Consider the following 26,777-nt stretch of genomic DNA (forward strand, 5'->3'; position numbering starts at 1 on the left):
GCCGCCTGACGTCAGGAGGCCAGCATGCAACGCCGGATCAGCCGCGCCGAATACATCGCCGATGCCGCGGTGCATCTGATCGGCCTGGCCTTTGCCGTGGGCGCCTGCACCACGCTGGCGGTGATGATCCTGCTCGACCCGGCCTTGTCCCGCGCCGTCAGCCTGGCGCTGTACGGCTTTGGCCTGGTCGCCATGATCGGCTGCTCGGCATTGTACAACATGACCACCCATGCCGCACTGAAGGCCCGTTTCCGCCGGCTGGATCATGCCGCCATCTTCGTGATGATCGCCGGCACCTATACGCCCTTCGCCCTGATGGTGATCGGCGGCGCATGGGGGATCGGCCTGCTGGCTTTCGTGTGGAGCACCGCGCTGGCCGGTGTGGCCGTGAAGCTTTTCTTCCCCATGCGATTCGAGCGCGTGTCGGTGGCGACCTATCTGCTGCTGGGCTGGACCGTGCTGGCCGCCTTCCAGCCCCTGCTGGATGGCGCATCGCTGGCCGCGCTGATCCTATTGCTGGTGGGCGGCGGGCTATACAGTATCGGCGTGGTGTTCCACCTGTGGGAACGCCTGCCGTTCCAGAACGCGATCTGGCACGTTTTCGTGCTGGCCGCGGCAGCCTGCCATTACGCCGCCATCTTGATCGACGTGGCGATCGCCTAGGATCGATAAACTCAGGTCGCGCCGCGCGCCAGATAGCCGGGGTTGCGAAAGCCTGGCTTGCCATAGAGCAGCCGCTCGCCCTGCCAAGTCACCACCGCGCCGCCGGCCGCCTCCAGCACCGCCTGCCCCGCCGCCGTATCCCATTCCGAGATCGAGGCGAAGCGCGGATACAGATCGGCAGTGCCTTCGGCGATGCGACAGAATTTCAGCGATGACCCCACCGTGCGCGTGGTGCAATCGGGCTGCTGCTTCAGCCAGCCGGCCACCTCGCGGTCGATATGATTGCGGCTGACCAGCACATGGGCGCCGCGCGAAGGCACCGGTCGCGCGCGGATCGCGGTTACCGTGTCGCCTTCATGGCGCCAGGCGCCGCCGGCATGCCCGATCCAGGCCAGACCGAGCGCCGGCGCGGTCACCACGCCCAGCACCGGCATGCCATGATCGATCAGCGCAATGTTCACGGTGAACTCGCCGTTGCGGTCGACGAATTCGCGGGTACCGTCCAGCGGATCGACCAGCCAGAACCTGTTGCCCATGACATCGGGTGTTTCGCCACGCGCCGCCTGTTCCTCAGCCACGATGGGAATATCGGGGGTGAGTGATTTCAGGCCGGCGAGAATGATCGCCTCGGCCTGTTCGTCGGCATCGGTAACCGGGCTGGCATCCTGCTTGGCGCGTTGCTCGAAGGCCGTGGCATAGACCGCCATGATGGCTGCCTCGGCCTTGCGCGCCAGGGTGAGGATTGCCGGGGCAAGTTTTGCGGTATCAGCAGGCATCAGTCTTCCGGAGCATCCACGGGGCGCAGCATCACCTGGTCGGCATTGATCAGGCGCTTGCCGGCATGCAGGAAATTCACCGTCACGCGGTTACCGATGGCCGACTGCACCTGGCCCGGCCCCCATTCGGGTTCCAGCGGGTTTTCCACCCAGTCGCCGGGCGCAAAAGGGGCCAGCATGAAGACTCGCTTGCGGTTGATTGCCTGCGGCAGACATCTTAGACAGGACGGAGTCGCACCGCCACCGCCCGCCGCCGGAGAATTCAGCCATGGCCTCCACCGAAACGCTCGATCTGGTCGCGCTGATCTGCTCGCGGCTGTGCCACGACCTGGCGGGCAGCATCGGCGCGGTCAATAACGGCGTGGAACTGCTGGCCGAGGAAACCGACCCGGCCATGCGCGAGGAGGCCATCGGCCTGATCGCGCAATCGGCCAATGATGCCGCGCGGCGACTGGCCTTCTTCCGTCTGGCGCTGGGCGCCTCGGGCGGCGTGCAGGATCCGATGGCCCTGGGCGAGCTGAACCGCGTGGCGCAGAACTATTTCGCCGGCAGCCGACTGAGCCTCGCCCTGCCGCAGGACAATATCGAACTGCCAAAGCCATTGGGCAAAGCCCTGCTGCTGGGCCTGGCCCTGGCCGGCCAGGCCTTGCCGCGCGGCGGCACGCTCAGCCTCGATCGTGTCGGCGAGGGTTGGGCAATCCGCGCCGAGGGCGTCATGCTGCGCTGGCAGGACGGCGTGGCCGCCGCCTTTGCCGGCGAGGCCGACTGGCCGCAGGAACCCGCGCCGGCCATGGCGCGCTATGCCCGTTTGCTGGCCATCGCCAGCGACCTGAGTGTGGATGCGGCGCTGAACGACGCGGCGCTGACGCTTCACTTCATGCCCTGAGAGGCCTGGCGCATGACGCTGCCCTTCCATTGCCAGAAGCAATCCGCCAGCGCCAGCAGGGGAATGGTGGTGACCAACCATCCACTGGCTTCGGCAGCCGGCGTGGAAATGCTGGCCGCCGGCGGCAATGCCGTGGATGCGGCGATTGCCGCGCTGTTCACGCTGACCGTGGTCGAGCCGATGATGGTGGGCATCTTCGGCGGCGGCATGGCGCACCTGCGCCTGCCCGATGGTCGCCATACCGTGATCGACGGCCTGAGCAGCGCACCGCAGACCAGCCATGCCGGATGCTATCGCCCGGTGGGCGACACGCCCGGGCCGGAGTATCTGGAAACCGTGGACCGCGAGAATGCGGTGGGCGCAAAGGCCGTCGCCTCGCCCGGCAACCTGAAAGCCTGGTGCGAGACGCTGCAGCGCTTTGGCCGCCTGCCGCTGCAGGATGTGATCCAGCCCGCCATCCGCCATGCCGAACGCGGCTTCGCCGTCACACCATATCTGGCCGAATGCGTGGCGGAATGCGCGGCCGATCTGGCGCGCGACGCCGGGATCAGCCGCCTTTACCTGCCCGGCGACGCGCCGATCAAAGCCGGTGCGAAACTGGTGCAGCCCGACTATGCCGAAACCCTGCGCCTGATCGCGCGTGAAGGCGCGGCGGCTCTGTATGGCGGCGCGCTCGGCGATGCCATCGTGACGGCAATCCAGAAAGCCGGCGGCTGGCTGGGCCGCGCGGACCTGCTGAACTATCGCACCATAGAGCGCGAACCGGTGCGCGGCAGCTATCGTGGATTTGAGATCGTCGGTCCGCCGCCGCCCTCGTCGGGCGGTGTGCATGTGATCCAGATGCTCAACATCCTGGAAGGGTATGATATCGGCGCGCTGGGCTTCGGCTCGAGTGAAGCGCTGCATCTGCTGGCGGAGGTGCTGAAAATCGCCTTCGCCGACCGTGCCGCTGCCACCGCCGACCCCGCCTTTGTCGATGTGCCGGTGGCGAAGCTGACCTCGAAAGCCTATGCCGCCGAGCGGCGGGCGCAGATCGACCTGCATAGGGCGCGACGCTGGAGCGCCGGCGTGGCGGCTGGCGAATCGGCCAACACCACCCATGTCACGGTGGCCGATGCCGACGGCCATGTGGTGAGCAGCACGCAGACCATCAACAGCCTGTTCGGTGCGCGCTTCATCCTGCCCGGCACCGGCGTGATTCCGAACAACTACATGTACCTGTTCGATCCGCATCCGGGCAAAGCGCTGTCGGTGGCGCCGGGCAAGCGCATCACCACCTCGCAGGCGCCATTGATGGCCCTGCGCGACGGCAGGCCGGTCTACGCGCTGGGTCTGCCGGGCGGATTGCGCATTTTCGGTTCGGCCATGCAGGCACTGGTGAATCTGATCGATCATGGCATGACCCTGCAGCAGGCCGTGGAAGCGCCGCGCCTGTGGACCCAGGGCCAGATGGTGGAACTGGAAGACGGGTTTCCGTCGATCACGCGCGAGGCACTGGCCGCCCTGGGCCATGACATCCTGCCGGTGCCGCATGTGGGCGGCGGCATGAATGCGATCCGCTTCCTGCCCGAGAATGCCGGCGGCGGCCTGGAAGGCGCGGCCTGCTGGCGCGCCGACGGCACACCGATGGGCGTGAGTGGCGGTCTGGCCCGCGAAGGTATGCGCTTCTGGCCCGACGCGCTTAGACGCTAGAACCATCGAAATACAAAGACCATCCGCGATTGACCGGACTCGGATCAATCGCTTAGCATGCGCCTCGACGGTGCCCATTCGGGCCTAACAGGGAACGCGGTGCGGGCGAATTTCGCCTTATGCCGTGGCTGCCCCCGCAACTGTAAGCGGCGAGTTTTCCGTCATCATGGCCACTGGCGCGTCTCGCACCGGGAAGGCCGACGGAACGCGACGACCCGCAAGCCAGGAGACCTGCCGTCAGCCGTGGTCATGCGCGGGCACGTCGGACGGGGTGATTCCGATGGATGTCTTGGCCGGGCGACCAGCCCCGGACAGACATGCGCCTGCGGTGACGTGCCACTGCGTTGCTGCGAGACCCGCCATGACGACGATTCTGCCTATCCGCCCCTCCTGAGACTGGCGCTGTTTGTTGCCCGTGTATTGTTATATTATAACATTACAGGCATAAATTGCGATCAAGACTGAATTGCACGAGAAGACTGAGGGGAAAATGACCAATTCTCAACACTTTAACCGGCCCGGCCTGCTCGGCCTGGCCCTCATCGCCCTGCCCGGCCTGGCTCTAGCCCAGACTAGCGGCGAAACCGCCATCAATCTGCCGCCCGTCACCGTGCAGGGCGTCGTGCCCGCCAGTGAGACCGAGGGCTATCACGCCCCGCGCAGTTCCAGCGCCACCAAGACCGATACACCGCTGATCGATGTGCCGCAGACCGTGGTGGCGATGCCCAAACAACTGCTGGAAGACACCGGCGCGACCAATGTGGAAAAGGCGCTGGATTACGTGGGCGGCATTACCAAGGGCAACAATTTCGGCGGCCTCAACCTCTATGAGATGAATCTGCGCGGCCTGAAAACAACGAACTCCGCCAAGAACGGTTTCACCACCGGCCGGCGTTACGACGCCACATCCGACGCCGCCAATATCGAGCAGGTGGATGTGCTGCTCGGTCCTTCGGCCTCGCTGTATGGCCGCGGCGACCCCGGCGGTTTCGTCAACATCGTGACCAAGAAACCGCTGACGGAAAACTTCACCATCCTGCAGGGCAGCATCGGCAGTTATGGGCTGTATCGCAGCACGGTGGATGCCAACGCGATCATGAGCGACGACAAATCGCTGCTCGGTCGCGCCAATGTGGCGGTCGAAAGTCGCGACAGCTTCCGCGACCACGTCTCTTCAGACCGACAATTCTTCGCCCCCGTGCTGACCTGGCAGCCGAATGGCAACAACCGACTGACCATCGAGGCCGAGGCAATCAACGACGAGCGTGTATTCGATCGCGGCGTGGTGGCGGTGAACGGCAAGCTTGGGGTGATTCCGATCAGTCGTTTCCTGGGCGAGCCGAGCGACGGCAAGATAGAGAACCGGAACTACATGGCCTCGGCCCGGCTGGAGCATGAGATCAGTAACGACTGGACCCTGCGCGCGGCCATGCAGGCCAAGAACGGCTCGATGTATGGCTATGCCACGGAACCGAATACGCTGAACGCGACGACCGGTGTGCTGACCCGCCGCCGTGCCCTGCGTGATTACACCTGGCACAGCGCCACCACGCAGTTCGAGGCCGTGGGCAATCTGGAAACCGGCGGCATCGGCCATACCCTGCTAGCCGGCCTGGAATACGAACGCGCGACATCGAGTGAGCTGTTTACCCGCGCCAACGTGAATTCGATCAACATCTATAATCCGGTCTACAGCCCGAGTTCGGCGACCCTGAGCCCGATCAGCGACCTGAAGGACACATCGGACAATTACGCGCTGTATCTGCAGGACCAGATCAGCCTGACCGACAAACTGGAAGCGCAGCTCGGCTTCCGCGCCGACTGGTACGAACAGGACTTCGCCAACCGCGTCAGCGGCAAAAGCGTGCCGCAATCGCGCCAGGGCTTCAGCCCGCGCGCCGGCCTGACCTACAAGGTCGTGCCCGATGTGGCGCTGTATACCAGTGTGGCGAAATCCTTCCGCCCGGTGATGGATTCCCATACCGGATTCACCACGGCGGCCGGCGACCAGCCGTTCGAGCCGGAAACCGGCCTGGGCTATGAGGCTGGCGTGAAGACCGAGCTGCTGGACAAAAGACTCAACGCCACGGCATCGGTGTTCCATCTGACCAAGAAGAACGTGCTGGCCACTAATCCGGCCGACACCAACACCTACATCCAGACCGGCGAGGTGCGCAGTAAGGGCTTCGATCTGAACCTGACCGCCAACCTGCTACCGGAATGGCGGGTAGTGGCGGGCTACGCCTACATTGATGCCGAGGTGACCAAGGACACCACCATCGCGGTGGGCACGCGCCTGCAGAACATCCCCATGCACAGCATCGGTCTGTGGAGCGTGTATGAATTCCTGCATGGCCCGATGAAGGGCTTCGGCTTCGGCGGTGGCGTGAACGCCGTGGGCGACCGCGCCGGCAGCAGCAGCAACGATGGCTTCATGCTGCCTAGCTACGCCAAGGTGGACCTGCTCGGATTCTACAGGATCACCGAGGCGGCCAAGCTGTCGTTCAACATCACCAATCTGTTCGACACCGAATATTACGAACGCGCGCTTGGGCCTCTGCGCGTGGTGCCGGGCGAACCACTCAGCGCCATGGCCTCGCTGTCGATCAAATTCTGATTATCCCATGCTTCATACAGTGAAAGGACACATGATGATGAAACGTTTCCTGCTGGCCGCCGGCCTGCTGACCCTTGCCTTCGCACAGCCTGTCGCCGCCCATTCGGTCTGGATCGAACCCGACCAGGCCGGAAAGCTGGTGATCAATAACGGCGATCCGGGCGACTTGGATGTCTACGATCCGGCCCGCGTCACCAAGGCATGGGCCTTCGATGCCGCCGGCAAGCCGGTGGCGGCAGAGATCGAACGCATGAAGGAATCCGCCGCCGTGAAGCCGGCCGGCAATGCCGCGCTGGTGGCGGCCTTCTTCGACAACAAATACTGGGCCAAGGGCCAGGACGGCAAATGGAACAACGGGCCGAAGGGCACCGTGGCCAATCCCAGCATTGCCGGGCCGTCCTACAAGATGCCCAAGACCTATCTGGCGCCGGTGGCGGGCTTTGCCGCGCCCCTGGGTCTTGACCTGGAGATCGTGCCACAGGCTGATCCGGCCACGCTGAAGGCCGGCGACAAACTTACGGTGCTGGTGCTGCTGAAGGGCCACCCGCTGGCCGATGCCAACCTGGTGGCCGACCTGTTCCTCGGCCATGACAGCAAGGCCGAGAAGATCAAGACCGGCAAGGATGGCAAAGCGACCGTGAGCGTGCCCAAGCGCGGCTTTGCCGGCTTGGAGGTGAGCCATTTCGCCAAGGATGCCGGCAGCGATGTGGAAGGCACCTTCTACAACGCCTCGCTGGTCTTCAAGGTGAAGCAGTAAGATCACAGGCGGCGGGGCAACCCGCCGCCTTTTATGCCTTCAACGCCACAAGAACAGCGCCGCCCGCGATCAGCAACACGCCGAGCCAGTTGAGCAGCGACAAGGTTTCGCCCAGCAGCAGCGCACCCAGCACGGCGACAAAAACCACACTGAGTTTGTCGACAGGAGCGACACGGGCGGCATCGCCGAGCTGCAGCGCACGGAAATAACACAGCCACGACGCCCCGGTGGCCATGCCAGAAAGCATGAGGAACAGATAGCTGCGCATAGAGATACTGGCGAGCGGCTGCCACTGGCCGCCGAACCACAGGATGCCGCCGGCCAGAAACAGAATGACCAACGTGCGGATGAAGGTGGCAAAATCGGAATTCACGTTCTCGACGCCAATCTTGGCGAAGATGGCCGTGAGCGCGGCAAAACCCGCCGAGGCAAAGGCCCAGACCTGCCAGGAGGTGACCAAGGATTTCATGCGAGACCCCTTCCAACAAAAAAAGCCGGCCCCGAAGGCCGGCTTTTTCATGTCCTGTCCGTCGCGGCTTACCGCGCCGGATCAGCGGGCATTGGCGGCCCGCTTGGCGCCGGCGGCCACCGGCTCGACCTGATCGCGCAGCACATAGCCGCGCCCCCAGACGGTTTCGATGTAATTCTCGCCGCCGGTGGCCGAGGCGATCTTCTTGCGCAGCTTGCAGATGAAGACGTCGATGATTTTCAGTTCCGGCTCGTCCATGCCGCCATAGAGATGGTTGAGGAACATCTCCTTGGTCAGCGTGGTGCCCTTGCGAAGCGAAAGCAGCTCCAGCATGGCGTATTCCTTGCCGGTCAGATGCAGGCGCCCGCCCTCGACCTCAACCGACTTGGCATCCAGGTTCACGGTCAGCTTGCCGGTCTGGATCACCGACTGGGAATGGCCCTTGGCCCGCCGCACGATGGCATTGATGCGGGCAATCAGCTCGTCCTTGTTGAAGGGCTTGGTGATGTAGTCGTCGGCGCCGAAGCCGAGGCCTTTCACCTTCTTGTCGGGCTCGCCCATGCCCGAGAGGATCAGGATCGGGGTGTTGACCTTGGCCGCCCGCAGCTTCTTCAGCACGTCATAGCCGTGCATGTCGGGCAGGTTCAGGTCGAGCACAATAATGTCGTAGTCATACAGTTTGCCGAGATCGAGACCTTCCTCGCCAAACTCGGTCTTGTAGACATTGAAGCCTTCGGCGCCGAGCATCAGTTCGATGCTCTTGGCCATCGCGGCGTCGTCTTCGATCAGCAGCACCCGCATGGCAGCCCCCACGCTGTCTCTCGGGTCCGGCTTCGCAGGCCAGACCTGGGTTTGGCGTTTTTCCGCCCGATTCGGTGCAGTTTACCATTGTTAACAATTAAAGTTAACGGATTTGTCCACAGGCCTGGACCGCGCCGGCCTGTCCGCGCTGGCTACTGTTGAAAACCCTGCTAAACTCCCAAAATACTGGTAAAATTCACTGCCGTCGGCATAGGCGGTCCGGGCTCCGGAGCTTTACCGGCGGTTAAGGCCGCAGCCGTTAGGCTGCCGGTTCCGTATTCCCGCAAAGGCGCGCCATGCACAGCCTGCTGATGGATCTCGAGCGTATCAAGGATGTGAGCTTCACCGGCCGGGTCACCTCGATCCAGGGGCTGCTGGTGGAGGTGGCCGGCGTGGAGCGGCACCTGTCGATCGGCTCGCGGGTGCATGTGCAGGCTCGCGACCACCGTACGGTGGAATGCGAGGTGGTCGGCTTCCGCCAGAACCGCGCCCTGCTGATGCCCTATGGCTCGCTGGATGGCGTGGGCCTGGGCTGCCGCGCCGTGGTGGGCGAGGACCAGCCCGTGGTCTATCCCGATATCAGCTGGGCCGGCCGCGTGATCGACGGCCTCGGCCGGCCGCTGGATGGCGGACCGCCGCTGGTGAACGGCACCCGCCCCTATCCCCTGCGCGCCAATCCGCCGCCAGCCAATTCACGCAAGCGCGTGGGACCGAAGATCGATCTGGGCGTGCGCTCGATCAACACCTTCATTTCCTGCTGCCGCGGGCAGCGCATGGGTATCTTCGCCGGTTCTGGCGTGGGCAAATCGGTGCTGTTGTCGATGATGGCGCGCTATACCGAAGCCGATGTGAACGTGGTGGGCCTGATCGGCGAGCGCGGCCGCGAGGTACAGGAATTCATCGAGGATGATCTGGGCAAGGCGGGCCTCGCCCGTACCGTGATCGTGGTGGCGACGTCGGACGAACCGGCGCTGGTGCGCCGCCAGGCCGCCTATATGACGCTGGCAGTGGCGGAATTCTTCCGCGACCAGGGCAAGCAGGTGCTTTGCCTGATGGATTCGGTCACCCGTTTCGCCATGGCGCAGCGCGAGATCGGCCTGTCAGGTGGCGAACCGCCCACCACCAAGGGTTATCCGCCCACCACCTTCGCCGAATTGCCGCGCTTGCTGGAACGCGCCGGACCGGGCACCGAGGAAGGCAGCATCACCGGCCTGTTCACCGTGCTGGTGGACGGCGACGACCATAACGAGCCAATCGCCGATGCCACGCGCGGCATTCTGGATGGTCATATCGTGATGGAACGCGCCATCGCCGAACGCGGCCGCTATCCCGCCATCAACATCCTGCGCTCGATCTCGCGCACCATGCCGGGCTGCAACACCGATGACGAGAACCTGCTGGTGACGCGGGCGCGGCAGCTGATGGCCACCTATGACGACATGGCCGAACTGATCCGGCTGGGCGCCTATCGCATGGGCTCGGACCCCAAGGTGGACGAGGCCATCCGCTACCAGCCGCTGCTGGAAGCCTTCCTCAAGCAGCAGAAGACCGAACGCGCCGACCTGGCCTCGGGCTATGCCCGGCTGGCCGAGATCTTCCTGGCCGGCGAAAGCGGCCAGCAGGCCGCGCAGTAGAAGGCGACGCATAAGCGATGCGCGGCGTGGACGGACTGATCCGGTTGTGGAAATGGCGGCTCGACGAACGCCGCCGCATCGTGGTCGATCTGGAAATCATGCGCGCGGGCTTCGAGCGCCAGATGGACAAGCTGGACGAAGAACTGGAGCATGAGCGCCGCGTCGCCACGCTGCACTACGATTCCAGTTTCGGTTTTTCCAATTACCGCAAGATGAACCGCGAACGCCGCGCCAATGCCGAAGTGGCGCGCGACGAGGTGATCGACCGCATCGCCGCAGCCCAGGAAGAGGTGAATGCCGCCTTCCGCGAGCTGAAGAAATACGAGCTGGTGCTCGAGAACTGGGAACGCCGCGAACGCCAGAAACAGGAGCGCCGCGAACAGGCCGAGATGGACGAAGCCGGCCTGCAGGGTTTCCGCCGCCGCCAGGAACAGCCGGGCGACCTGCCGGGCTAGGCCCGGTTTTTCAGCCAGCGCAGCATGCGCCCGTCGATGGCGAGCAGGCCCAGCGCGATGATGCCGAACCCGAGCAGATGGCGCGGCAGCAGGGTTTCGCCAAGCACCAGCACGCCGAGCAGGATGGCGCTCACCGGCACCAGCAGGGTCACCAGATTGACGTTGCTGCCGGCTGCCGCCATGACGCGGAAGAAGATCACATAGGCCAGGGCGGTGGACAGCACCGCCAGCGCCAGCAGCGCGGCGAGCACCGGCCAGCCCGGCAGGGCCAGCGTCCAGGGTTTGTCGACCAGCGCCGCCAGCGGCAGCAGCATGAGGGTGGACGCCATGAGCTGGCCGCCCGCCGTGACCGGCGGCGGCACGGCCATGCGGCGGAAGCGGCGACCGAACACACCGGCGCAGGCATAGGATAATGTCGCCAGCAGACAGGCCGCCTGGGCGGCGATGTTCTGCCCCAGTCCGCCGAGCAGATCCGCCCCCAGCATCACCGCCACGCCGGCCAGGCCGAGCAGCACACCGAGCAGGCGGTTGGCCGTGAGTTTTTCATCGCTGGTGAATATATGTGCCACGATGGCCGTGGAGATCGGCGTGGTGGCATTGAGGATCGAAGCCAAGCTGCTCGGGATCTGGCTCTGTCCCCAGACGATCAGGGTGAAGGGAATCGCGTTGTTGAGCAGGCCCATGCCGAAGAAGGCCAGCCAGATTTTCCGCTCGCGCGGCAGATGCTGGCCCATCAGGTGCAAGGCCGGCAGCAGCACCAGGGCGGCCAGCACCACGCGCGATGCCACGATGGTCAGCGGCGGCAATTCGCGCACGGCAATGCCGATGAAAAAGAACGAGCCGCCCCAGAGCAGCGACAATACGCCAAGCAACAGCCAAACGCGTCCGGTCATATCTGCAGCATCAACGGCATGAGTGATTTCCCTCCCGCTCATGCAGGCATGTAACGCGGCGCGGCGGCCAGAACCATCCGTTTCTTGCGACCCTTTTATGGCCCGATGATCAGGCTTTCAATTCGGTGCTGGGGCCTTTGGCTTCCAGTTCCGGGCTGGGCCAGGGCAGCGGCGCCTCGCGTTCGTGGAAACGCAGGCTGCCGGCCATGCCGGTGACGGCGAGCGCTTCCTCGAAGATCGCGGCGACATCGACGCGGAAAGCGGGACCGAATTCGGTTTCGCTGCGCAGGATCAGGTCGAGCTGTTTCACGCTGACCAGCCCGTCGAACTGGATCGGACCCGTGCTTTCCAGGTTGAAGTCGATGATGAAGCGGGTCTGGGGCTGCTGCTGTTTGCGGTCGCGGCGGCGACGCATGAAGATCTGGATCGGTTCGACCTTGCCGCCGATCATCATCGGCATCACCAGCGCCTGCCAGTCGTTGTCGCCGCTGCGCTGGTTGAGCCGGCCAAGCTCGCGGAAATCATCGTCCAGCTTGCGCAGCAATTCGCCCTTGCCCTGCTGTTCCAGCTTGCGCACCGCTTCCGAACCCAGCCAGGCCTGGGCATTGCCGGCGGCAGCGGCGGCCATGAACTGCAATGCCGTTGCGGCCAGCCGGGCATTGGGCTGAGGCAGCAATTCCGCCTGCAGGCGATGCGCCAGTGCCGGATCGGCGGCGCGGATCGCATCCAGCGTTTGCTGCAGCACCGGCCATTCGCCTTGCAGCCGCGTGAGAACGCTGGCGAGCGGTGCCGGCCCCAGCGTCGTGGGCGCGGGCGGCGGCGGCCGGGTGATGGCGGCGAGTTCCAGGGCGAGTTGCGTGCCCGGCGGCAGTGGCTGCGGCAGGCTGAGTGCCAGCACGCCCTGCGGTGTACTGACCAGCACCTGGCCGCTCTGCGACTGGCCGGTGACGATGCCGGTGAGCGTCTGGCCGATCAGAGCGGCAGGATTGACGCCCGGCTGCGCAGTAGTATGGGCCGGCAGTGGCAGTGGCGTGGCAGATAACGGCTGCTGTGTCGGCACGGGCTGCGGCAGCACGGGTGGTTGCGGCATTGCCGCCTGTGGCCCGGCTTGCTGGACAGGCATTTGCGATACGGGCATCTGCGGCGCGGGAAGCGGAGTCTGCGACGTCGTCTGCACGGGCGGCGTCTGCCCCTGCAGCTGAGGCGCTGGCTGCACCGCCATCTGGGCCACCATCGTGGCAGGCAGGCCCGTGGGCGGTGGCAATGGGGCAGATGGAACACCCGCACCCGCCTGGGCGGCGGCAACAGGAGGTGACGGAACCGGCGGCGGCGTTTGCGGCACGACCGGCTGAGGCCCTGGCTGCACCGCGACAGGCGGCGAAGCGGACGGCGTGGCAGCCGGCAGGGTTGCGGTCTGCACGATCACCTGCACCTGGCTGCCCGGCGGCAGGGTCACCTGCCCAGCGGCATTGGCCGGCAGAGGCAGCGGCTGCACCGTGGCGGTGAGCGCCTGGCCCGGCTGCGGCAGGACCGGCACACCGGCGGCTGATGGCGGCGGCGCGGCAGCGATGGCGAGCTGGGCTGCCGTGGGCGGCTGCACCTGCACGGGCAACGGCAGCACCAGCGCCTTGCCATTGGCGGCGGTCACCGTCGCCTGCTGCGGATTCTCGGGATCGATCTGCAGCTTCAGCGCCGCATTCAGCACGGCGACATTGGCCTGCTCGAGCATGCTGGCAAGATTGGGCAGGCTGAGCGTGCTGCCGGCGGCGGTGCGCACCAGCAGCGCATTGCCATCGCGCGCAATCACCGTGGCATCGACCTGGCCACCGCGGGCCAGTTCACGCAGGGAGGCCGATATCTCGGCGGCCGCATCCTGCAGGATCGTGGAAGGCTTCGGTGTTGGAGTCTGGGGCGCGCCCTGGCCGGTCGGCTGCGGCGGGCTTTGCGCCGGGCCCTGCTGCGGCTGGGGTTGCGCCGGCGCGGCACCGCCCGACTGGATCACCGCCGCCGAAGTCTGCACCGCCGCACCTTCCGCTGCCGGCGGCGTGGCTGTGGCAGGCGTTGCCGGGGCCGGTGCGGGCGGTGCGCCGCTGTTGCCTGCCGGCGGCGCCGGCGGCTTGGGCAGCAGCGGACCGAGTTCGCTCACGCGCCTGCTCCGTCCGCCACGGACTGTTTCAGAGCGGCGCCGGCTGCGGCGCGCGCATCAGGCTGTGCATCAGCGCCTCGACATCCTCGGCAGCCTCGCACATCGGGTGGCGGGTCAGCAGTGGCACCTGGTTGCGGATCGCATCACGCACCTTGTCGTCGCGACGGATCACACCGGCCAGCGGCGGCGAATATTTCAGGAAATTCTCGGCCGCCTTGTTCAGCTTGGCATAGGTGCGTTCGCCTTCCCGCGTGGTCGGCGCGATGTTGATCACCACACGCACATCGGCATTGCGATCGGCCATGCGGGTAAGCTTGATATAGGCATAGGCATCGGTCAGCGCGGTGGGTTCGTCATTGGTCACCACCAGGGTAATGCCGGCAATCGCCGACAGTGTGCGCACCACGGCATCGACGCCGGCACCCAGATCGATCACCACGCGGTCGTAATTCTTGGCCAGTTGCGCCAGTTCGTCGCGCAGCGCGGAAAGCGCGGCCTGGTCGAGCGTGGCGAGCGAAGCCGAACCCGACTTGCCGGCGATGATGTCGAAACCCGCCTCCGACGACATCACCGCATCGGCCAGGCTGAAACGACCGGCGATCACGCTGCCCAGATCGCGGTCGGGCATCAGCCCCAGCTGGATATCCACGTTGGCCAGGCCGATATCGCCGTCGAACAGCAGCACACGCTGGCCCTGGCGGGCGAAGGTGTGCGCCAGCGTGACGGAAAGCCAGGTCTTGCCCACACCGCCCTTGCCCGAGGCAATCGCCACGATATTGGGCTGACGCAGGGCGGCGGCCGGATGGCGGGTCGGACGGGCGGCGGAGGGAGGCGGTGTCGTCGGCGTCATGGTCGTCACGGTCATTCGGCAGCCTTGAAGACGGCGGGTTTCGGGGCGGAAGCAGCAGCACCGGCCTCGGCGGCCAGCGCATCGGGATCGGCCAGCAGGCGATGGGCGAGCCCGAGCGGATCGAGGCGCAGGAAACCCTGGCCGACGAAGGGGGAAGCACCGGCATCGGCAAAGGCCAGGCCGCCCAGATCGGCGGCCATGATCAGGGCCCCGAGGCGGCGGGCGGTATCGAGCCGGGTGGCGATATAGCGCCGCGCGCCCAGCGCCATCGCCTGGCCGGCCAGTTCGCCGGTTTCCATGGCGTCGGTGCCGGCGGCGAAAACGGCCACAGGTTCGGCGCCGCTGGCATCGATCAGCGCCTTGATCGCCTTGCGCTCGGCGGCATCGAACAGATTCACACCAGCTGTATCGATCACCAGCTTGGTATCGGCCGACACGGCATCAACAGCCTGCCCCAGTTCGCGCGCATCGGCGACTTCGCTGAACGGCGTCGCCATGACGCGGCAGAGCGCGGCAAGCTGCTCGCCGGCGGCGGCGCGGCTGACATCGCAGGAGATCACATGCACGGCACGACGGTCCATCACGCAGCGTGCGGCGATCTTGGCGCTGGCAATCGTCTTGCCGCTACCCGGCGGGCCGATCAGGATCAGCGGCCGGTTGTCGCTGCTCAGGCCCGGAAAGCGGTAGACATCATCCAGTGCCTCGGCCAGCGCGCCGAGCGGATCGTCGATCCCGACGCGCAAGGCCGCCTGGGTCAGGCGCTCGGCCACGCGCTGGGGCACGCCATGCCAGGCCAGCGCGCCCGACACCAATTCGCCCACCTGCTCCGAGGCCGCGCCGGCGAAATCCTCGTCAGGCACGAACAGCCGGCCGTTGCCCTGGCCGTAGCGCAGGGCCTGGGCCTCGGGCGTGGCGAAATCATCCTCGTTATGCTGCTCGACGGCCGCCGTGATCTCGACCCCGCCGCCATTGCGGTGGGTGTAGGTGGAGACGATGATGGCATCCTCGCCCAGGCTGCGGCGCACGAGGTCCATCGCCTCGGTCATCGTCGCTGCCTGGAAGGTTTTCAGCCGCATCGTTCAGCGTCCTTAATCTGGGCCACGGTCAAATCTGCGCTACCGTCCGAAGCTTGGCCTTCGGATGGATTTCCTGCTGCGACATCACCACCGTCGCCGGGCGGAAGCGCTCGACGATCGAGCGAACATAGGGCCGGATGCTCGGGCTGGTCAGTAGCACCGGCATATGGCCCTCGGCGGCCAGCCGCTCGAAGGTCTGGCGCACCTGGGCGATGAAATCCTGCAACCGCGAAGGCTGCATGCTGAGCTGGCGCTCCTCGCCCTGGCCGATCAGCGCCTCGGCGAAATTCTGTTCCCATTGCGGCGAGAGCGTCACCAGCGGAATATAGCCGTCCGGGCTGACATGGGCATTGGAAATCTGCCGCGCCAGCCGCGAACGGGCATGTTCGGTAATCTGCGTCACGCTCTGGGTGTAACCGGTCGCCTCGGCGATGGCCTCCAGGATGGTCGCCAGGTCACGAATCGAGACCCGTTCGGCCAGCAGGTTCTGCAGCACGCGCTGCACGCCGTTGACATTGATCCGGCCCGGGATCACCTCACCGACCAGCTTGTCGTTGGATTTCTTCAGTTCCTCGATCAGCTTTTGCGTTTCCGCATAGCTGAGCAGGTCGGCCATGTTGTCCTTCACCACCTCGGTCAGGTGGGTGGTGATCACCGTGCCGGGATCGACCACGGTATAGCCGCGAAACATCGCTTCGTCGCGCAGGGATTCATCCACCCACATGGCAGGCAGACCGAAGGTGGGCTCGATGGTCTCTTCGCCGGCCAGCGCGATGCGTTCGCCGCGCGGGTCCATCACCAGCAGCGCGTTGGGCTTGACCGTGCCGCGCGCGGCTTCCACCTCCTTGACGCGGATGACATAGGTGGTGCCGGGCAATTGCATGTTATCGAGAATCCGCACGCTGGGCATGATGAAGCCCATGTCGATGGCGATCTGGCGGCGCAGCGCCTTGATCTGGTCGGTCAGGCGGTAGCCGCGCGCGTCATTGATGAGCGGCAGCAGGCTGAATCCCAGTTCAAGCCGCAGATCGTCGATCGCCAGCGCATTGGTCACCGGCTCGTCCAGCGGACTGACCGGCGCGGGCGGTGGTGGCGGCGGCACATAAGCGGCCAGCCGCGCCTTCTTCTCCTGCTGCCAGGCGGCATAGGCCAGACCGGCCGTGACCAGCGCCAGGAACAGGAAAGGAATGAAGGGCATGCCCGGGATGACGGCAAAGCAGGCCGACAGAATGGCCGACATGCCCAGCGCCTTGACCGAGGAAAGCTGCTTGGACAGCGCCTTGTCGGTTGAGCCGGTGACGCCGCCCTTCGACACCATGATACCGGCGGCGACCGAGATGATCAGGGCCGGGATCTGCGCCACCAGACCGTCGCCGACGCTGAGGATCGAATAGGTGTTCAGCGCCTGGGCGAAGCTGAGGCCATTCTGGATCACGCCGATCAGGATACCGCCGATCAGGTTGATGAAGGTGATCAGCAGGCCGGCCACGGCATCGCCGCGCACGAATTTCGAGGCACCGTCCATCGAGCCGAAGAAGCTCGATTCGTCTTCCAGTTCCTTGCGGCGGATACGGGCCGAAGCCTCGTCGATCAGGCCGGCGGAAAGATCGGCGTCGATCGCCATCTGCTTGCCGGGCATGGCATCCAGGGTGAAGCGGGCCGACACCTCGGCGATGCGGCCCGAACCCTTGGTGATGACGACGAAGTTCACGATCACCAGGATGGCGAACACGATGATGCCGATCACCAGGTTGCCGCTCATGATGAACTGGCCGAAAGCCTCGATCACATGGCCGGCGGCGTCGGTGCCCTCGTGGCCGCGGCTGAGGATCAGGCGGGTGGAGGCCAGGTTGAGTGACAGCCGCAGCATCGTGGTGATGAGCAGCACGGTGGGAAAGCTGGAGAATTCCAGCGGTCGCTGGATGAACAGGCAGGTCATCATCACCAGCACGGAAGCGGTGATCGAAAGCGCCAGCGCCACGTCCAGCAGCCAGGTCGGCATCGGCAGGATGAGTACCGACAGGATGGCCATGACGCCGATGGCGAGCATGATGTCGCCATGACGGCCGATATTGCGCAGCCGGTCGAACGCACCCGCGCCGCCAGGGCCGCCGAGTCCGGCACCCGCCTGGGTATCCGCCGGTACGTTCTCCGCCATTCGTGTCTCTCCTCAACCCCCGCGCAGCGCGGCCTTACGCCGTCGCGCGCGTCGTTTCATTGGCGGCCGGAACGGCCACACCCTCGTCGGAATACTGTTTCAGCTTGTTGCGCAGCGTGCGGATCGAAATGCCCAGGATGTTCGCCGCATGGGTGCGGTTGCCCAGGCAATGCTTCAGGGTGTCGATGATCAGGTCGCGTTCGACATCGGCCACGGTGCGGCCGACCAGATTCGGCGCCGCGCCGCCAGCCTCGGGCATCGCGCCGTCGCCCACCGGCGGGCGGCCCAGCGCATCGGTCAACGCGCTGCCATCGGGCAGGCGGATATCGGCGATCTCGATCTGCGGGCCCAGCGCCAGCAGCACGGCGCGATGCATGGTGTTTTCCAGCTCGCGCACATTGCCGCGCCACGGCGCCTGCTTCAGCGCCTCGATGGTCGTCGGACTCAAGGGGCGCTCCGGCACGCCATTGGCCTCGGCATATTTCTTCACGAAATGCGTGGCCAGCAATTCGATATCGGCGGGACGCTGGCGCAGCGGCGGCAGCTTGATGTTCACCACATTGAGGCGGAACAGCAGATCCTCGCGGAAATTGCCCTTGGCGACTTCCTCGGCGAGATTGCGGTTCGAGGTGGCGATCACGCGGATGTCGACCTTGACCGGCTTGGAACCGCCGATGCGATCGATCTCGCGTTCCTGGATGGCGCGCAGCAGTTTGGCCTGCAGGCGGATATCCATCTCGCTGATTTCATCCAGCAGCAGCGTGCCGCCATTGGCTTCCTCGAACTTGCCCAGGCGACGCGCCACCGCGCCGGTGAAGGCGCCCTTTTCATGGCCGAACAGCTCGGATTCCAGCAGCGTGTCGGGGATGGCGGCACAATTGACGGAAACGAAAGGCCGCTCGGCGCGCGGCGAACGCGCGTGGATGAAATGCGCCATCACTTCCTTACCCGTGCCGCTTTCACCGGTGATCATCACCGAAGCGGAACTGGGCGCGATCTGCTCGGCCAGCTTGACGACCTGGCCCATGGCCGGATCGCGGAACAGCAACTGGTGGCTTTCCTCGGCCACCGCTTCCAGCACGGCGGCGATCAGGTCGGCCTCAGGCGGCAGCGGCAGGTATTCCTTGGCGCCGGCGCGGATCGCGGCCACGGCCGCGCGGGCGTCGTTGCCGATGCCGCAGGCCACCACCGGCAGGCTGATACGTTCGTCCTTCAGGCTGTCGACCAGGCGCTTCACATCGAGGCTGACATCGATCATCGCCAGATCGGCGCCGCGGCCCGAGCGCAGCGTGTTGAGCGCCTGATCGATATCCTCGACCTGCGCCACCTTGGCGCCGCGCTGCAGCGCGATGCGGGTTGCCGCACCGATCTGTCCGTTGAGCGTGCCGATGATGATCAGTCGCATAATCCGCCCCAGAGCCCCTGCCTGATACGCTTACATTCCACGGCCGGCGGCATCAGCCGCCGCGACCGCCCTTGATGATTTCCGTCATGGTCACGCCGAGGCGGTCTTCCACCACCACCACCTCGCCGCGCGCCACCAGCCGGTTGTTCACATAGATGTCGATCGCCTCGCCGACCTTGCGGTCGAGTTCCACCACCGCGCCGCGACCCAGCTTCAACAGTTGGCTGACCTGCATGTTGGCCTTGCCGAGCACGGCCGAAACATGCACGGGAATATCGAACACGGCCTGCAGGTCGGCCGCGGTACGCGCGGCATTCGGATCTTCCTCCTCCATCATGTCGGGGGATTGTCCGAGATCCTTCAGTTCGAGATCGTCACTGTCAGCCATGCCTGTTCACTCCTTCGCCGCGGCTATTCGCCGGGCTCTCCGAGCTGCGTCTGCAGCCCGGTCAGATAACGCTCGACCGCCTGATCGACTTCCTGCTCCAGCGTCATCTGGCGGCGTTCGGCCGAACCATCGGCCCAGTTGATGCGGCAGTCGGTAGGCGCCATCGTCTCATCGGGCACCAGGGCAACCTTGCCGCCGAAACCCGACTGGGCAACCAGCTGGTCGATGCGCTGGTCCAGCAGCTGCACCACCGCCTCGTTGGCGCGAATCACCAGGCGCGGTTCCTCGCGCATATCGTCCATGCAGCGCAGCACCAGCGATTCGATCTGCTCCAGCGGCTGTCGCTCAATCAGACGGCCAGCCAGTTTGCGCGCGATCGCCACTGCAAGTTCGGTAGCCTCCACGCGGGCGGCGATGCGGGCGCGCTCCTCGCCCGCCGCGATGGCGGCCAGCTGCCCTTCCAGGGCATGCAGGGCCTGTTCCAGATTGTGCTGATGCTCGCCATAGGCGGCCGCATGACCGGCCTGCTCGCCTTCGGCATAGGCGGCACTTTTGGCGGCCTCGATATCCTCGGTGGAGAATTTCGCCGGCGGCGGTTTGGGCGCATAGGAGCGTTCGACCTTCGGCTTGGTGCCGTCGAAGGGCAGATCGAACAGGAATTTGGCCTTGCTGACCATCGCCTACGCCACTTTCCGCATCAGTAGATGAGCTCGTCTTCGCCCTTGTTGTCGGCCAGCATGATCTCGCCCTTGGCCGCCAGTTCCTTGGCCGTGTTGACCATCATCATCTGCGCCTCGTCGACATCCTTCAGGCGCACCGGGCCGAGCGATTCCATTTCCTCGCGCAGCAGCTTGGAGGCACGTTCGGACATGTTGGAGAAAAACAGGTCGCGCAGCGTTTCGGAGGCGCCCTTCAGCGCCAGGCTGAGCTTTTCCTTCTCCACGCTCTTGAGCAGGGTCTGCACACCGGAAGGATCCAGCTTGATCAGATCCTCGAAGGTGAACATCAGCGCCTTGATGCGTTCGGCGGCATCGCGGCTGCGTTCTTCCAGGGCGGCGAGGAAACGCGCCTCGGTGTTGCGGTCGAGGCTGTTGAAGATTTCCGCCATCATCTCGTGCGCGTCGCGGCGATTGGTGCGCGCCAGGTTCGACATGAACTCCGTGCGCAAGGTCTGCTCAACCTTGTCGAGCACTTCCTTCTGCACGGCTTCCATGCGCAGCATGCGCATGACGACTTCCATCGAGAATTCTTCCGGCAGCGCGGCCAGCACACGGGCGGCATGCTCGGGGCGGATCTTCGAGAGAACCACGGCCACGGTCTGCGGATATTCGTTCTTCAGGTAGTTCGCCAGCACGTTCTCGTTCACGTTGGCGAGCTTGTCCCACATGGTGCGGCCGGCCGGACCGCGGATTTCCTCCATGATCTGATTGACGCGCTCGGACGGCAGCGCCTTCATCAGCAGGCGTTCCGTGCTGTCGAAGGTACCCGTCAGCGAGCCGGTGGAGGAGAAGTTGTTGACGAATTCAAGGAACAGTTTTTCCACCACCTCGGAATTCACCGCGCCGAGGTTGGCCATGTTCTGGGAGATTTCCTTGATCTCCTCGTCGTCCAGCAGCGGCCAGATCTTGGACGAATGCTCCTCGCCCAGCGCCAGCATCAGAATGGCGGCCTTGTCGGGGCCCTTGAGCTGGCGGAAATCCTTTTCACCTGCCATGGCGCGCTCCTAGCCTCAGGCCGCCTGGTAGAGCCAGTTGCGGATGATCGAGACCGCTTCTTCCGGGTGCTTGTCGACGATCTCGCCGATCTTCTTGAGCGACGACGCCTTCACCTGGCCCTCGATGCGGGCGATATCGATCATCGATTCGATACCGGGGGTGGGCGGAGCCATGCCGGCATCGGGCGCGGCGGGCAATTCGGCGACCGGCGCGCCGCCAACCACCATGGGCAGGCCGGGCGAAGCCGGCGTCAGCATGCCGGGCGGAATGTCTTCGCTTTCACGCGAGGCTTCCAGCACGCGCCGGATCAGCGGGCGCACCACCAGCAGCATGGCCAGCAGGCCGAGCAGCACATAGCCGGCAATCTCGCCGATGCGGAACAGTTCGGCCTTGGTCAGGCCAAGCAGGACCGGCAAGAGGGCGGGATCGATTTCTTCGGGTATATCGCCCGGCTCGGCAAACCGCATCGAGACGACTTCCACGGTGTCGCCGCGTTGCTGGTCGACGCCGATGGCATTGCGCACGAGCACGCCGAGCTGCTGCAATTCCTCCGGCGAACGCGCCAGGTAGGAACGCTGGCCCTGGGCATCCACCTGGATGATGTTGTTCACCAGCACGGCGGCGGACACGCGGCGTATGACGCCGGCCTCGCGCACCTGCGTACGGATCGTCTTGGAAATCTCGTAATTGACCAGTTCCTCGGTGCGGTTCGCGGTCGAGGTCGCCTGGGAGCCGCCCTGGCCCTGCGCTTCCGGCAGGTTGTTGGCGACCGTGACGTTCTGCTGACCTTCCTGGCTCTGGTTGTTCTCGGTGATGGTCTGGGTCGAACGCACCACCTGCTGGTCGGGATTGAACAGTTCCTGGTTGGTGGTGACGCGGTCGAAATCCATGTCGACCGAGATTTCCGCGCGCACATTGCCCACGCCGACCGAACGTTCGAGCAGCGCCTCGACATTCTTGCGCAGGCGTTCCTCGATCTGGCGCCGCATGTCGGAGAGGCGGTTGGCCGTGGCGGTGGCCGGATCGGCTTCTTCCTGGGTGCCGGCCAGCAGATTGCCGCGATCATCCACCACGGAAATCCGCGTCGGCTTCAGATCGGGCACCGCCGAGGCAACCAGATTCTGGATGGCCCGCACCTGCGGCTGGTCGAGCCGGCCGCCGCGCGTCTTGATCACGATGGAGGCCGAGGGCTCGCGCTGTTCGCGACTGAACACCTCGCGCTTGGGCAACACCAGATGCACCCGTGCCGATGCCACCTGGTCGATCGAGCGGATCGTCCGCGCCAGCTCGCCCTCGAGCGCGCGCAGATGATTGATGTTCTGCATGAAATTGGTGGCCGACAGGGCATTGGCCTTGTCGAAGATTTCATAACCAGCGCCACCGCTGGTCATCAGGCCGCCTTCGGCAAGCTGCATGCGGGAGCGCAGCACGCGGTCTTCCGGCACCAGGATCTGGGCGCCGTTGGCTGCGATCTGATAGGGAATTTTCTGGGCCTCGAGCCGGGTGACGATTTCGGCCGAGGTTTCGAGATCGAGATTGCCATACAGCAGCGCCATCTTGGGCTGCGTGACTTTCATCCCGAGGAAAACGAAAAAGCCGAGCAGAACCGCCGCCGTCGCAGCCAGCATCGCCAGCCGCGCGGGACCGATGTTCCGCATCATATTCATGATTCCGTTCACGGCTTCACCCCATGCACCAGGCACGCGTTACGGCAGGCACCTCCTGCCACGCTCGCAAGGTAGGAACGCGGGATGAAGAAGAGGTTAACACCCCGGCAAAATTTGCCTAGCGGATTATTAACCTTATGAAATCAACAGAATCAATGAGTTAGGAACAGCCCTTCAGCCCGCTGCACCCGACATCCGGGCCGCCGGCGCCCGCAGCGTGCCGGGGCGGTAATCCTGCAGCCGGGTGGTGCGCAAACCGGGCAGGCCGTGCTGCTCGATGGCGCGCTGCCAGGACTGGAATTCCTCGAGCGTGAGGGCGTAGCGCTGGCAGGCCTCTTCCAGGCTGAGCAGGCCGCCGCGTACGGCAGCCACCACCTCGGCCTTGCGGCGAATCACCCAGCGCTTGGTGTTGGGTGGCGGCAGGGTATCGCGGGTGATGCGCTGGCCTTCCGGGCCGATCACGCTGACCGGCTTGGCCGGCAGCGGCAGCTTCTGAACCTGGGCATTGAATGTGTGAAGAGTCTGCATTGTCATGTCCGCCTCTGAACGATCCCGGAAAAGAGTAGTGAAAAATCCGCGCGCCTTAGTGCACCGCGACGATCCAGCTCGGCGGCACGCCCAGGCCGCCGATAGAGAACATCGCCTGCAGGTTCTCGAAGGCCACGCTTTCAACCTTGCCACGGCCCAGCACATCAACGCCGACCGCCTGGTTGTCGACTGACTTGGCCTCGACGACCAGCTTGTAGATCTCGTCCTCGTTGGCCTTGGTGCCGTCAGTCTTGGTGCCATCCCAATTAAAGGTGTGACGGCCCTTCGAAGTGTCGCCGGTGGTCTGGTAGACCAGCTTGTTATTGGAGTCGTAGACCTTGATCGTGGTCGTCGACGAATTAGCGGCCAGGCCATAGCTCCAGCGCACGGCACCATCCTGCACCACCGAATTCGAACCGTAGAATTCGACATCCTTGCCGATATAGTTGACGTAGGAACCGTTTTCCTGCGGGTTGGTGATTGTGGTCGGGGCGCGCAGAGCCAGCACGTCACTGGCGGCATATTGCTTGCCATTCACGATCAGGTAATCGACGCCGTCGATCCGCTCGATACTCTCGACGATGCCACGCGTCTTGATTGTCGCGTCCATTTCGCCGCCGGAGGCATCCTTGGCCACCACTTCCAGCTTGTAATCGCCGGGCAGCATCTTGGCACCTCCGGAAACCGTGCCATCCCACACGAAGACATGCTCGCCCTTGCCTGTCTCCATCTGGGCGACGTGAACAGTCTTGCCGTTCTTGTCGATGACGCGCAATTCGCCGGCGGAAGCCTCTTTCGGCAGGTTGTAATACCAGATCGCCGGCTGATTCACCGACAGGCTCGCCTTGTCGGTGCTGATGTCGATTTCCTTGCCGATATAGCTCACCAGATTCGAGCTCTGCTGCGAAGCGATCAGCTCCAGCATCTTCTCGAGATTCTTGTTCATGTTGATCTGCTGCTCGACCTGGCTGAACTGCACGAGCTGCTGCGTGAATTCGTTCGGATCCATCGGCGAGGTGGGATCCTGGTTCTTGAGCTGCGTGGTCAGCAGCTTGAGGAACGTGTCGAAATCGCTGGCCAGTTTGCTGGCGGCGTTGCCCGAGACGGTATTCGCGGTGTTGGAGGTATTCCCGACGCTGCTGACCATGATCCTGCTCCTGCGCGGCGCGCCTTAAATCCGGATATCCAGCCCGCCGCGCGCGGCAGCCGCGCGCTGGGCATTGCTGACCGCCAAGGCCGCCGCATCGACGACATGGCCGGTCTCGGCATATTCCTCGTGACCGCGGCCGCGCTGACGCGCGCCGCCGCCCTGGCCATCGCGGCCGTCGGCATTCTGGTTCTGGCCCTGCTCACGCAGGGTGAAGCTGAGTGAGCTGGAGTCGGTCTTCAGGCCGGCATCACGCAGCGACTGCTCAAGCTGCTGCGCTTCACGCTGCAGCATCTGCAGGGTTTCCGGCTTGTCGGCGGCAATCACCGCCAGCAGCTTGCCGTCATGACCAACCTCGAGCTTGACCTCGACCTTGCCGAGGTTGCCGGGATCAAGCTTGATCGAAATCTTGTCGGCGCCTTCCGCCGCGCCCTTCTTGATCTGCACGGCGACCTGTTCGCCGGCCGGGATATAGGCGCCAAGCTGGCGCGCCATGGTCTGCGTGGTGGCATGCTGCACGGCCTGCGGCATGCTGGTGCCCGGATTGCTCATCGGCGCCGGCTGCGCCGTCTGCTGCGCGGTGGAGGCAGCCTGCGCCGCAGTGACGGGTGCGGCCAGCGGCTGGGCATCGCCATTCATCTGGGCATGCAGCGCGGCGGTGAATTTCACATCCGCCGACGACTGCTGGTGCTGGGCGATGGTGAGCTGCTGCTGGAGCTGCGCCTGTTCGGCGGCGGCATCGGCATCACCCTGCGCGGCCAGCATCGTGGCCTGGTCGGCCACCGGCTTCGGCGCGGCCGCCGTGGCCGGCTGGATATCGAGCAGCAGGCTTTTCTCCGTAGCCGGCTTCGATACCGTATTGGCGGCCGGCTGCGCCTCGCCCTGCGGCTGGCGCGGCGCCTGGTTCTGCATGGCGATCTGCAACTCGCCATCGGCCTGCATCGTTTCCTGCAGCGTGGCGAGCTGTTCCGGCGTCAGCGCCGGCTGCTCGGGCTGCTGGGCCAGCAGCGCGGCCACGCTGGTATCGGTGCCGCTCTTGGCCGCGACCATCAATTCGGCAGGCAGCGCGGCCGGCTGCGGCAGCACCGACGCCACTGGCGTTTCGGCCGGCTTGGCGGCCTGCGGCAACGGCTGGGTCGCGGGTTTGTCGGCGGCGACCTCGGCCGCAGCGGGAACCGCTGGGGTCACTGGCGCCTGGTCGCCGGGCACAGCCGGTGCGGCGGCAGGCGCCATCTCGCCGGCGGCAGCCGCCAGCAACTGGGCGCGCAGCTGGGCTTCGGCGGCGGCATCGGCAGCCGCCCCTGGCTGGGCGGGGACAACGCTTGCACCCTCTGCCACCACTGGCGCCGCGGGCGGCGCCGCGGGAGTCTGCGGTTGAGTCTGGAGATGCAGCAGGCCCAGGATCAGGGCCGCATTGGCATCAAGCGCGACGGTCTTGTCGGCATTTTTCTCGCCCGGTTCCGTACCGGCGGTTTCCTCGGCGACCTGATCGACCGGTCCGGCCGGTTCGGTTGCCGGCGTGGTCTCGGTTTCAGCGGACTGCTCGCCCGCCTTGGTCGGAGCGGATTTGTCCTGGTTGCCGGTCGTGGGCTTCTCGACGGGCTTGCTGTCCTTGGACGGGGCGGTTTCGCTCTGCGTCGGCGTGGCGGTTTCGGAAGAGCTGGAAGACGAGGATGCCGGGCGGTTTTCGGGGCGGGTCTCGCTGGCCGGACGTTCGGAACGGACCTGGACGGGGGACTCGGCACGGTTGTCGCCGCGCGTATCGGCCCGGGTGTCGTTGCGGGTTGCGCTGCGGCTGGCGGCCTCGGGGGCGGCGGGCTCGGAGCTGCGCGCCACGGCCTTGGTGCCCTGGCTGAAAAACGCGTTCTGCAGCAGGCGCGTGAATTCGCGGGCGCGGCTGTCCGTATCTTCGGCGGCGGTAGAGCCGGAAGTGGAAGCGGCGGAATTGGTAACTGGTGCGACCTGCATGGAATGCCTCATTCGTCGCCGGGGAAGAAGCAAGCGCCGGGCCAAGTCGGAAAGGCAATGCAAAATATTGATATTAAACAATTTTA

The 26,777-nt window shown here is 65.2% G+C and carries 24 protein-coding genes and 1 riboswitch; of the genes, 7 read left to right on the plus strand and 17 right to left on the minus strand.

Annotated features, from left to right (window positions below; translation table 11 throughout):
• Nucleotides 1-24: 24 nt before the first annotated feature.
• On the plus strand, nt 25-663 hold the full coding sequence (locus tag ACE3OO_RS06495) for a hemolysin III family protein (RefSeq protein WP_374300978.1): 639 nt from the start codon (nt 25-27) through the stop codon (nt 661-663).
• 11 nt (nt 664-674) lie between these two features.
• On the opposite strand, the gene cysQ is transcribed toward ACE3OO_RS06495, so the two are convergent.
• Both cysQ and ACE3OO_RS06505 read right to left on the minus strand, forming a co-directional pair.
• A complete protein-coding gene (gene cysQ, locus ACE3OO_RS06500) occupies nt 675-1,439 on the minus strand; it encodes a 3'(2'),5'-bisphosphate nucleotidase CysQ (protein ID WP_374300980.1) in 765 nt (254 codons plus the stop codon).
• A complete protein-coding gene (locus tag ACE3OO_RS06505; protein WP_374300982.1) occupies nt 1,439-1,618 on the minus strand; it encodes a DUF3553 domain-containing protein in 180 nt (59 codons plus the stop codon). The genes cysQ and ACE3OO_RS06505 overlap by 1 nt, the downstream gene beginning before the upstream one ends.
• Before the next feature lie 89 nt (nt 1,619-1,707).
• Here ACE3OO_RS06505 and ACE3OO_RS06510 point away from each other — a divergent pair, with 89 nt between their 5' ends.
• The 4 genes from ACE3OO_RS06510 (at nt 1,708) to ACE3OO_RS06525 (ending at nt 7,391) form a co-directional block, all read left to right on the plus strand.
• On the plus strand, nt 1,708-2,325 hold the full coding sequence (locus ACE3OO_RS06510; RefSeq protein WP_374300984.1) for a histidine phosphotransferase family protein: 618 nt from the start codon (nt 1,708-1,710) through the stop codon (nt 2,323-2,325).
• Nucleotides 2,326-2,337: 12 nt separating this feature from the next.
• A complete protein-coding gene (gene ggt, locus ACE3OO_RS06515; RefSeq protein ID WP_374300986.1) occupies nt 2,338-4,017 on the plus strand; it encodes a gamma-glutamyltransferase in 1,680 nt (559 codons plus the stop codon).
• Nucleotides 4,018-4,068: 51 nt separating this feature from the next.
• Nucleotides 4,069-4,271: riboswitch (cobalamin riboswitch) on the plus strand.
• Nucleotides 4,272-4,507: 236 nt separating this feature from the next.
• On the plus strand, nt 4,508-6,634 hold the full coding sequence (locus tag ACE3OO_RS06520) for a TonB-dependent siderophore receptor (protein ID WP_374300988.1): 2,127 nt from the start codon (nt 4,508-4,510) through the stop codon (nt 6,632-6,634).
• 31 nt (nt 6,635-6,665) lie between these two features.
• Nucleotides 6,666-7,391: a DUF4198 domain-containing protein gene (locus tag ACE3OO_RS06525; RefSeq protein WP_374300990.1), complete on the plus strand. Its 726-nt coding sequence runs from the start codon at nt 6,666-6,668 to the stop codon at nt 7,389-7,391.
• Nucleotides 7,392-7,422: 31 nt separating this feature from the next.
• Here ACE3OO_RS06525 and ACE3OO_RS06530 read toward each other — a convergent pair whose 3' ends face one another.
• Entirely contained in the window at nt 7,423-7,860 is a 438-nt protein-coding gene (locus tag ACE3OO_RS06530) for an EamA family transporter (protein WP_374300993.1), read from the minus strand.
• A gap of 81 nt (nt 7,861-7,941) precedes the next feature.
• A complete protein-coding gene (ctrA, locus tag ACE3OO_RS06535; protein WP_374300995.1) occupies nt 7,942-8,661 on the minus strand; it encodes a response regulator transcription factor CtrA in 720 nt (239 codons plus the stop codon).
• 296 nt (nt 8,662-8,957) lie between these two features.
• On the opposite strand from ctrA, the gene fliI reads away from it, so the two are divergent.
• Nucleotides 8,958-10,295: a flagellar protein export ATPase FliI gene (gene fliI / locus ACE3OO_RS06540; RefSeq protein WP_374300998.1), complete on the plus strand. Its 1,338-nt coding sequence runs from the start codon at nt 8,958-8,960 to the stop codon at nt 10,293-10,295.
• 17 nt (nt 10,296-10,312) lie between these two features.
• Entirely contained in the window at nt 10,313-10,750 is a 438-nt protein-coding gene (locus tag ACE3OO_RS06545) for a hypothetical protein (protein WP_374301000.1), read from the plus strand.
• On the opposite strand, the gene ACE3OO_RS06550 is transcribed toward ACE3OO_RS06545, so the two are convergent.
• The 13 genes from ACE3OO_RS06550 to ACE3OO_RS06610 form a co-directional block, all read right to left on the minus strand.
• Complete coding sequence (locus ACE3OO_RS06550; RefSeq protein WP_374301002.1) at nt 10,747-11,643, minus strand: DMT family transporter; 897 nt, start codon at nt 11,641-11,643, stop codon at nt 10,747-10,749. The genes ACE3OO_RS06545 and ACE3OO_RS06550 overlap by 4 nt on opposite strands.
• Before the next feature lie 109 nt (nt 11,644-11,752).
• On the minus strand, nt 11,753-13,789 hold the full coding sequence (locus tag ACE3OO_RS06555; protein ID WP_374301004.1) for a hypothetical protein: 2,037 nt from the start codon (nt 13,787-13,789) through the stop codon (nt 11,753-11,755).
• 28 nt (nt 13,790-13,817) lie between these two features.
• Nucleotides 13,818-14,654 carry a MinD/ParA family protein gene (locus ACE3OO_RS06560; RefSeq protein WP_374301006.1) on the minus strand — a complete coding sequence of 279 codons (837 nt, stop codon included), beginning with the start codon at nt 14,652-14,654 and terminating at the stop codon, nt 13,818-13,820.
• Nucleotides 14,651-15,715 carry a hypothetical protein gene (locus ACE3OO_RS06565; protein WP_374301009.1) on the minus strand — a complete coding sequence of 355 codons (1,065 nt, stop codon included), beginning with the start codon at nt 15,713-15,715 and terminating at the stop codon, nt 14,651-14,653. Before ACE3OO_RS06565 ends, ACE3OO_RS06560 begins: the two co-directional genes overlap by 4 nt.
• 28 nt (nt 15,716-15,743) lie before the next feature.
• Nucleotides 15,744-17,873: a flagellar biosynthesis protein FlhA gene (gene flhA, locus ACE3OO_RS06570; protein ID WP_374301011.1), complete on the minus strand. Its 2,130-nt coding sequence runs from the start codon at nt 17,871-17,873 to the stop codon at nt 15,744-15,746.
• Between the two features lie 34 nt (nt 17,874-17,907).
• Nucleotides 17,908-19,278 carry a sigma-54 interaction domain-containing protein gene (locus ACE3OO_RS06575; RefSeq protein ID WP_374301013.1) on the minus strand — a complete coding sequence of 457 codons (1,371 nt, stop codon included), beginning with the start codon at nt 19,276-19,278 and terminating at the stop codon, nt 17,908-17,910.
• 52 nt (nt 19,279-19,330) lie between these two features.
• Nucleotides 19,331-19,666: a flagellar motor switch protein FliN gene (fliN, locus tag ACE3OO_RS06580; RefSeq protein WP_374301015.1), complete on the minus strand. Its 336-nt coding sequence runs from the start codon at nt 19,664-19,666 to the stop codon at nt 19,331-19,333.
• A 23-nt stretch (nt 19,667-19,689) separates the two neighbouring features.
• Nucleotides 19,690-20,343, minus strand: a complete 654-nt coding sequence (locus tag ACE3OO_RS06585; RefSeq protein ID WP_374301017.1) for a hypothetical protein — start codon at nt 20,341-20,343, stop codon at nt 19,690-19,692.
• A gap of 20 nt (nt 20,344-20,363) precedes the next feature.
• Nucleotides 20,364-21,380, minus strand: coding sequence for a flagellar motor switch protein FliG (gene fliG, locus ACE3OO_RS06590; RefSeq protein ID WP_374301019.1), 1,017 nt, complete (start codon nt 21,378-21,380; stop codon nt 20,364-20,366).
• A 15-nt stretch (nt 21,381-21,395) separates the two neighbouring features.
• A complete protein-coding gene (gene fliF, locus ACE3OO_RS06595; protein WP_374301021.1) occupies nt 21,396-23,048 on the minus strand; it encodes a flagellar basal-body MS-ring/collar protein FliF in 1,653 nt (550 codons plus the stop codon).
• A 174-nt stretch (nt 23,049-23,222) separates the two neighbouring features.
• On the minus strand, nt 23,223-23,582 hold the full coding sequence (locus ACE3OO_RS06600; protein ID WP_374301023.1) for a DUF1153 domain-containing protein: 360 nt from the start codon (nt 23,580-23,582) through the stop codon (nt 23,223-23,225).
• 49 nt (nt 23,583-23,631) lie between these two features.
• Nucleotides 23,632-24,723 (minus strand): FlgD immunoglobulin-like domain containing protein, encoded by a 1,092-nt coding sequence (locus ACE3OO_RS06605; protein ID WP_374301026.1) that lies wholly within the window; start codon nt 24,721-24,723, stop codon nt 23,632-23,634.
• Nucleotides 24,724-24,747: 24 nt separating this feature from the next.
• The gene (locus tag ACE3OO_RS06610; RefSeq protein ID WP_374301029.1) at nt 24,748-26,691 is read right to left on the minus strand and encodes a flagellar hook-length control protein FliK; all 1,944 of its coding nucleotides are present in this window, start codon (nt 26,689-26,691) and stop codon (nt 24,748-24,750) included.
• Nucleotides 26,692-26,777 lie beyond the last annotated feature (86 nt).

The organism is Ferrovibrio sp. (assembly GCF_041906005.1).
Lineage (GTDB): Bacteria > Pseudomonadota > Alphaproteobacteria > Ferrovibrionales > Ferrovibrionaceae > Ferrovibrio.

Excerpts from the sequence above, each read along its gene's own strand:
- ACE3OO_RS06495 (WP_374300978.1), top strand. The coding sequence starts at position 25 with ATGCAACGCCGGATCAGCCGCGCCGAATACATCGCCGATGCCGCGGTG.
- cysQ (WP_374300980.1), bottom strand. The coding sequence starts at position 1,439 with ATGCCTGCTGATACCGCAAAACTTGCCCCGGCAATCCTCACCCTGGCG.
- ACE3OO_RS06505 (WP_374300982.1), bottom strand. The coding sequence starts at position 1,618 with ATGCTGGCCCCTTTTGCGCCCGGCGACTGGGTGGAAAACCCGCTGGAA.
- ACE3OO_RS06510 (WP_374300984.1), top strand. The coding sequence starts at position 1,708 with ATGGCCTCCACCGAAACGCTCGATCTGGTCGCGCTGATCTGCTCGCGG.
- ggt (WP_374300986.1), top strand. The coding sequence starts at position 2,338 with ATGACGCTGCCCTTCCATTGCCAGAAGCAATCCGCCAGCGCCAGCAGG.
- ACE3OO_RS06520 (WP_374300988.1), top strand. The coding sequence starts at position 4,508 with ATGACCAATTCTCAACACTTTAACCGGCCCGGCCTGCTCGGCCTGGCC.
- ACE3OO_RS06525 (WP_374300990.1), top strand. The coding sequence starts at position 6,666 with ATGATGATGAAACGTTTCCTGCTGGCCGCCGGCCTGCTGACCCTTGCC.
- ACE3OO_RS06530 (WP_374300993.1), bottom strand. The coding sequence starts at position 7,860 with ATGAAATCCTTGGTCACCTCCTGGCAGGTCTGGGCCTTTGCCTCGGCG.
- ctrA (WP_374300995.1), bottom strand. The coding sequence starts at position 8,661 with ATGCGGGTGCTGCTGATCGAAGACGACGCCGCGATGGCCAAGAGCATC.
- fliI (WP_374300998.1), top strand. The coding sequence starts at position 8,958 with ATGCACAGCCTGCTGATGGATCTCGAGCGTATCAAGGATGTGAGCTTC.
- ACE3OO_RS06545 (WP_374301000.1), top strand. The coding sequence starts at position 10,313 with ATGCGCGGCGTGGACGGACTGATCCGGTTGTGGAAATGGCGGCTCGAC.
- ACE3OO_RS06550 (WP_374301002.1), bottom strand. The coding sequence starts at position 11,643 with ATGACCGGACGCGTTTGGCTGTTGCTTGGCGTATTGTCGCTGCTCTGG.
- ACE3OO_RS06560 (WP_374301006.1), bottom strand. The coding sequence starts at position 14,654 with ATGACCGTGACGACCATGACGCCGACGACACCGCCTCCCTCCGCCGCC.
- ACE3OO_RS06565 (WP_374301009.1), bottom strand. The coding sequence starts at position 15,715 with ATGCGGCTGAAAACCTTCCAGGCAGCGACGATGACCGAGGCGATGGAC.
- flhA (WP_374301011.1), bottom strand. The coding sequence starts at position 17,873 with ATGGCGGAGAACGTACCGGCGGATACCCAGGCGGGTGCCGGACTCGGC.
- ACE3OO_RS06575 (WP_374301013.1), bottom strand. The coding sequence starts at position 19,278 with ATGCGACTGATCATCATCGGCACGCTCAACGGACAGATCGGTGCGGCA.
- fliN (WP_374301015.1), bottom strand. The coding sequence starts at position 19,666 with ATGGCTGACAGTGACGATCTCGAACTGAAGGATCTCGGACAATCCCCC.
- ACE3OO_RS06585 (WP_374301017.1), bottom strand. The coding sequence starts at position 20,343 with ATGGTCAGCAAGGCCAAATTCCTGTTCGATCTGCCCTTCGACGGCACC.
- fliG (WP_374301019.1), bottom strand. The coding sequence starts at position 21,380 with ATGGCAGGTGAAAAGGATTTCCGCCAGCTCAAGGGCCCCGACAAGGCC.
- fliF (WP_374301021.1), bottom strand. The coding sequence starts at position 23,048 with ATGAATATGATGCGGAACATCGGTCCCGCGCGGCTGGCGATGCTGGCT.
- ACE3OO_RS06600 (WP_374301023.1), bottom strand. The coding sequence starts at position 23,582 with ATGACAATGCAGACTCTTCACACATTCAATGCCCAGGTTCAGAAGCTG.
- ACE3OO_RS06605 (WP_374301026.1), bottom strand. The coding sequence starts at position 24,723 with ATGGTCAGCAGCGTCGGGAATACCTCCAACACCGCGAATACCGTCTCG.
- ACE3OO_RS06610 (WP_374301029.1), bottom strand. The coding sequence starts at position 26,691 with ATGCAGGTCGCACCAGTTACCAATTCCGCCGCTTCCACTTCCGGCTCT.